The sequence below is a fragment of the uncultured Caballeronia sp. genome, from assembly GCF_964243625.1.
Taxonomy (GTDB): domain Bacteria; phylum Pseudomonadota; class Gammaproteobacteria; order Burkholderiales; family Burkholderiaceae; genus Caballeronia.
The window spans coordinates 1-4,990 of sequence record NZ_CAXTGZ010000453.1; the positions used below are offsets into that span (position 1 = coordinate 1).

Here is a 4,990-nt window from a genome sequence, read left to right on the forward strand (position 1 = left end):
TGAATGCATCGGTCGGGCCATGCTGTTCCTTCAACATGGGCAGCGGATAACCCGACGCAAGGACGACCTTCAATTGCGGCAACAGCGCCCGCGCCGTCCGCGCGAGCTCCAGTCCATGCATGCCTTGAGGCATCACGACGTCGGTGAACAAGATCGAAATGTTGGCGCTCCGGTTCAGCATCTCCAGCGCTTCCTTCGCGTTGTTCGCCGTCAGGACCTGATAGCCGATCGACCTGCACAACTCCGCGCCTATGTCGAGCACGTCCGGTTCGTCATCGACCATGAGGATCATCTCTTGCGATGCCGCGGGCGCGCTTTTCGACTCCACCGCGCTGTCCTCGATGGCCGGCAGATACAGCCGGATCGTGGTGCCCTGCCCCTCTTTGCTGTCGATCTGCACCTCGCCGCCCGACTGCGCTATGAAACCATACACCTGACTCAAGCCGAGCCCGGAGCCCTTGCCTACTTCCTTGGTCGTGAAGAACGGCTCGAACGCACGCGCAATGACGCGCTCCGCCATGCCCGTTCCGGTATCGCTGACGGTGACCGCTATGAAAGCGCCGGCCTTGAGTGTGCCGACATCGCCGTCCTTGAGATCCGCGTTGTTCACCGCCACGATGATCTTGCCGCCCTCGGGCATCGCGTCGCGCGCGTTGACCACCAGGTTGAGCAACGCCGCCTCGAACCGCGCAACATCGATTGCGACCATCCGCAGTTCCGGCACATAGGCAAAGTCAATCTCGATACTCGAGTTGCCCGCGCGCTTGAGCACCGCTTCGAAACCGGCAATCACCACGTTGAGGTCGCAGTTCTGGACTTGCAGCGGCTGCTTGCGCGCAAACGACAAGAGCTGCTGCGTGAGGGTCGCGCCACGTTCGACGGCGCGGCGCATGGTATCGAGAATACGGATGTCCGATGGGTTGCTCAGACGCATGGTCAACAGGTCCATGCTGCTCGACAGGACGGTCAGCAGATTGTTGAAATCATGCGCGATACCGCCGGTCAGCTGCCCGACTGCCTCCATCTTTTGCGACTGGAACAGTGCGGCGTTGGCGCGCTCGAGCGCCTCTGCGGCCAACTTGCGCTCGGTGACGTCGCGCGTGATCTTGGCGAAGCCGATCAGTTTCTGATGATCGTCATGGACTGCATCGACTACAACGTGCGCCCAGAACCGCGTCCCATCTTTTCTGACTCGCCAGCCTTCCTGCTCGAACCTCCCCACCGATGCAGCCGCTGCGAGCGTTTTTGCAGGAGAGCCGGCCTGGCGATCCTCGGGTGTATAGAAGCAGGAGAAGTGCTGGCCTACGATCTCGTCGTGCGTGTATCCCTTGATGCGCTCGGCCCCCGAATTCCAGTTCGTGACCACACCGTCCGGCGCCAGCATGTAAATGGCGTAATCCGTCACGCCCTGCACGAGCAGGCGAAACCGTTCTTCGCTTCCGCGCAAGGCTTCCTCGGCCGCCTTGCGTTCGGTGATATCGCGCGTGACCTTGGCGAAGCCGACCAGATTGCCCTCGGGGTCGCGTATCGGATCGATCACGACGTTCGCCCAGAAACGGGTGCCGTCCTTGCGCACCCGCCAGCCCTCGTCTTCGAAACGGCCTTCTTCGCGCGCCGTGCGCAGGGCGCGAGCGGGCCTGTTGTTTTGCTGGTCTTCCGGGGTATAGAAAAGAGAGAAATGCTTGCCGATGATCTCGCTGGCCGTGTAGCCCTTGAACCGTTGAGCGCCGGCGTTCCAACTGTTGATGCGACCGCTCAGGTCGAGCATGTAGATTGCGTAGTCACTGACGTTGCTCACCAGCAGCTCGAAGCGCCGTTCGTCGGAGAAGCCTGCGGTGGTTTCTTGTGTGGTCATTTACTTGAATCTTCGAGTGAATCCATCTAGCAGCCAGGGCGGGTCAGGACCCGGCTATAGACATAAATTAGACGAGTAATCATAGACCTATACACGCGCTTTCACCGTTTCAATAAGCGTTGTCCCAGCAAGGAACCCGGCGACGCCAGGCCATTTCGATGTAAGATACTGTATATCCATACAGCTATCGATGTCATGTCCGATCCTGGAGCGCCGTCGTGACCACGCGCCGTATCGCGCATCTCGACATGGACGCGTTCTATGCGTCCGTCGAATTGTTGCGCTATCCCGAACTGCGCGGCCAGCCCGTTGTGATTGGCGGCGGCCGGAACGCCACGCCGCAAACCCTGCCCGACGGCAGCCGCCGTTTCGTCCGGCTGCGCGATTACGCCGGCCGGGGCGTGGTAACGACTTCCACTTACGAGGCCCGGGCGCTCGGTGTGTTTTCGGCCATGGGCATGATGAAAGCGGCGCAACTCGCGCCGGACGCCTTCTTGCTGCCCACGGATTTCGATTCGTACCGGCATTATTCGCGGCTTTTCAAGGCAGCCGTTGCCACGTTCACCACGCAAATCGAGAATCGCGGTATCGACGAAATCTATATCGATCTGACGGATTTGCCGGGCGACCCTGCCGACACCGCCGCGCGCATCAAGCAGGCCGTGCGGGACGCAACCGCCCTGTCGTGCTCGATCAGCGTCGCGCCGAACAAGCTGCTAGCGAAGATCGGATCGGAACTGGACAAGCCCGATGGCCTCACCATCCTCACCGCCGCCGATATCCCGCTGAGGATCTGGCCGCTGGCAGTACGCAAGGTCAACGGCATCGGGCCGAAGGCGACCGAAAAGCTGGCCGGCATCGGCATAGAAACGGTCGGCGATCTGGCCCGTGCGGACCCGGAACTGCTCCAGGCTACCTTCGGGCGAAGCTATTCGGCGTGGCTCGTGGAAGTCGCGCAAGGTGAGGACGAACGGCCGGTGGTCGTGAGTTCGGAACCCAAGTCGATGAGCCGCGAAACCACGTTCGAGCGCGACCTTCACCCGCGCCAGGATCGCAGCACGTTGTCGGCGGCGTTCACGGATTTATGCACGCGGGTGGCCGACGACTTGCGGCGCAAAGGCTACGAAGGCCGCACGGTTGGCATCAAGCTGCGTTACAACGACTTCAGCACGGTCACGCGCGACCTGACGGTGCCCGCGCCCACGGCCGACGCCACCGATATCCGCCGCGCCGCCACCGAATGCCTGCGGCGCGTGCCGCTCGACCGGCGTTTGCGTTTGCTGGGGGTGCGTGTGACGGCGCTGGTGCCAGCGGGGTCGTATGTCGCCGAGCCGATCGCCGTCCAGGGGGAACTGCCGTTTTCGGCGGATTGAGGAAATATCGTGTATCAGAACGATTTGTTCGATCCCGTGCCGCTCGATCTCATCGATGACGCCGAAAGCGGGATTCGCTATCTGCCCGGTGTGGTGTCGCCCGCCACGGCGCAAGCGTGGTTCGAGCAAGCGCTCGATGGCGTGATCTGGAGCAACCAGCGCCGCATGATGTACGAGCGCGAGGTCGATGTGCCACGCCTGATGGCGCATTTTTCGCTCGATGCCGCCGACCTGCCCGCGCCGCTGCTGCAGGCGGCGGAACAGGTCCGGTCGACCGTCGGCGCGGCGTTCAACAGCGTCGGGTTGAATCTGTATCGTGACGGCAACGACAGCGTCGCGCCGCACAACGACCACACCAAGGGGCTCGTGGCGAAAGCGCCCATTGCCATTCTTTCGCTGGGCGCCACGCGCCGCATGAGCATCCGCGCGAAATCAGGCAGGGGGCGCACGCTCAACGTCGATCTGCATGCGGGGAGCGTGCTCGTGATGAGTTACGCATCGCAATTCACGCACAACCACGGCATCCCGAAGACGAGCGAAGTGGCCGGTCCGCGTATCAGCCTGGCGTTTCGCTGCCTGGCTGAGAAGGCGACTGCCGCTTAGAACGCTTCCCAGTCGGCCGCGCCCGCCAATGCAACCGGCTTCGCTTTTTCCACGCCCGCGAGCGGCGCTTTCAGCCGGGCCAGCCGCTGGGTTGCAACGGCACGGGGTGTCGGTTTCTGCGCCGGCTTTATGACGACCTTGACGCTTTCCACGCCGCCATCGTTCAGTTGAAATACCGATACCGCCGCCTTCAACGCGCCCGCTTGATCTTCCAGCGATTGCGCCGCGGCCGCCGCCTCTTCCACCAGCGCCGCGTTTTGTTGCGTCACTTCGTCCATCTGTGTGACGGCGAGCGCCACCTGCTCGATACCGCTGCTCTGCTCGTGCGAAGCCGCTGCAATCTCGCCCATGATGTCGGTCACGCGCTGCACGGCGCCGATGATCTCGGACATCGTGCGGCCGGCGTCGCCCACCAGCGTCGTGCCTGTCTGTACACGCGAAACGGACGTGTTGATCAGTTCCTTGATCTCCTTGGCCGCCGCCGACGAACGTTGCGCAAGACTGCGCACTTCCGCCGCCACGACCGCGAAACCACGGCCCTGTTCGCCCGCACGCGCCGCTTCGACCGCCGCGTTCAACGCCAGGATGTTGGTCTGGAACGCGATGCCTTCAATGATCGTGATGATGTCGGCAATCTTCGTCGAGCTCTGGTTGATGTCGCCCATGGTATCGACGACTTGCGAGACCACCGTGCTGCCCTTGTTCGCAATCTCCGACGCGTTCGCGGCCAGCGAACTCGCCTGACGCGCGTTCTCGGCGTTCTGCTTCACCGTGCCGGTCAGCTCGTCCATGCTCGACGCCGTCTGCTGCAACGCCGACGCCTGCTCTTCCGTGCGCGACGACAAATCGATGTTGCCCGCTGCAATCTGCTTGGTCGCCGATGCAATCGACTCGCTGCCCGAACGTACCGAGCGCACGGTGTCGACCAGACTTGCCTGCATTTTTGCGAGACCGTTGAGCAACTGGCCCATCTCGTCGCGCGATGTCACGATCAGTTCGCGGCGCAGGTCGCCGGAAGCGATGGCATCGAATTGTGCGAGCGCTTCGTCGAGCGGACGCCCGATCGCGCGGCGCAGCGAGACCCACGAAAACGCCGCAGCCAGCAATCCGATGATGATCGCCACCACGCTGATGGTGCGGAACTCGCTGAACTTTTGCT

The 4,990-nt window shown here is 62.6% G+C and carries 4 protein-coding genes; 2 read left to right on the forward strand and 2 right to left on the reverse strand.

Annotated features, from left to right (window positions below):
* Nucleotides 1-1,855: PAS domain S-box protein (locus tag ACFFAR_RS24435; protein WP_375508612.1), on the reverse strand; the 1,855-nt coding region annotated here is incomplete at its 3' end.
* A 218-nt stretch (nt 1,856-2,073) separates the two neighbouring features.
* Here ACFFAR_RS24435 and dinB point away from each other — a divergent pair.
* Both dinB and ACFFAR_RS24445 read left to right on the forward strand, forming a co-directional pair.
* On the forward strand, nt 2,074-3,228 hold the full coding sequence (gene dinB, locus ACFFAR_RS24440) for a DNA polymerase IV (protein WP_256701069.1): 1,155 nt from the start codon (nt 2,074-2,076) through the stop codon (nt 3,226-3,228).
* A 6-nt stretch (nt 3,229-3,234) separates the two neighbouring features.
* Nucleotides 3,235-3,831 (forward strand): alpha-ketoglutarate-dependent dioxygenase AlkB, encoded by a 597-nt coding sequence (locus tag ACFFAR_RS24445; RefSeq protein ID WP_174365639.1) that lies wholly within the window; start codon nt 3,235-3,237, stop codon nt 3,829-3,831.
* Here ACFFAR_RS24445 and ACFFAR_RS24450 read toward each other — a convergent pair.
* Nucleotides 3,828-4,990: methyl-accepting chemotaxis protein (locus ACFFAR_RS24450; protein WP_174365638.1), on the reverse strand; the 1,163-nt coding region annotated here is incomplete at its 5' end. The two genes, ACFFAR_RS24445 and ACFFAR_RS24450, sit on opposite strands and share 4 nt — an antisense overlap.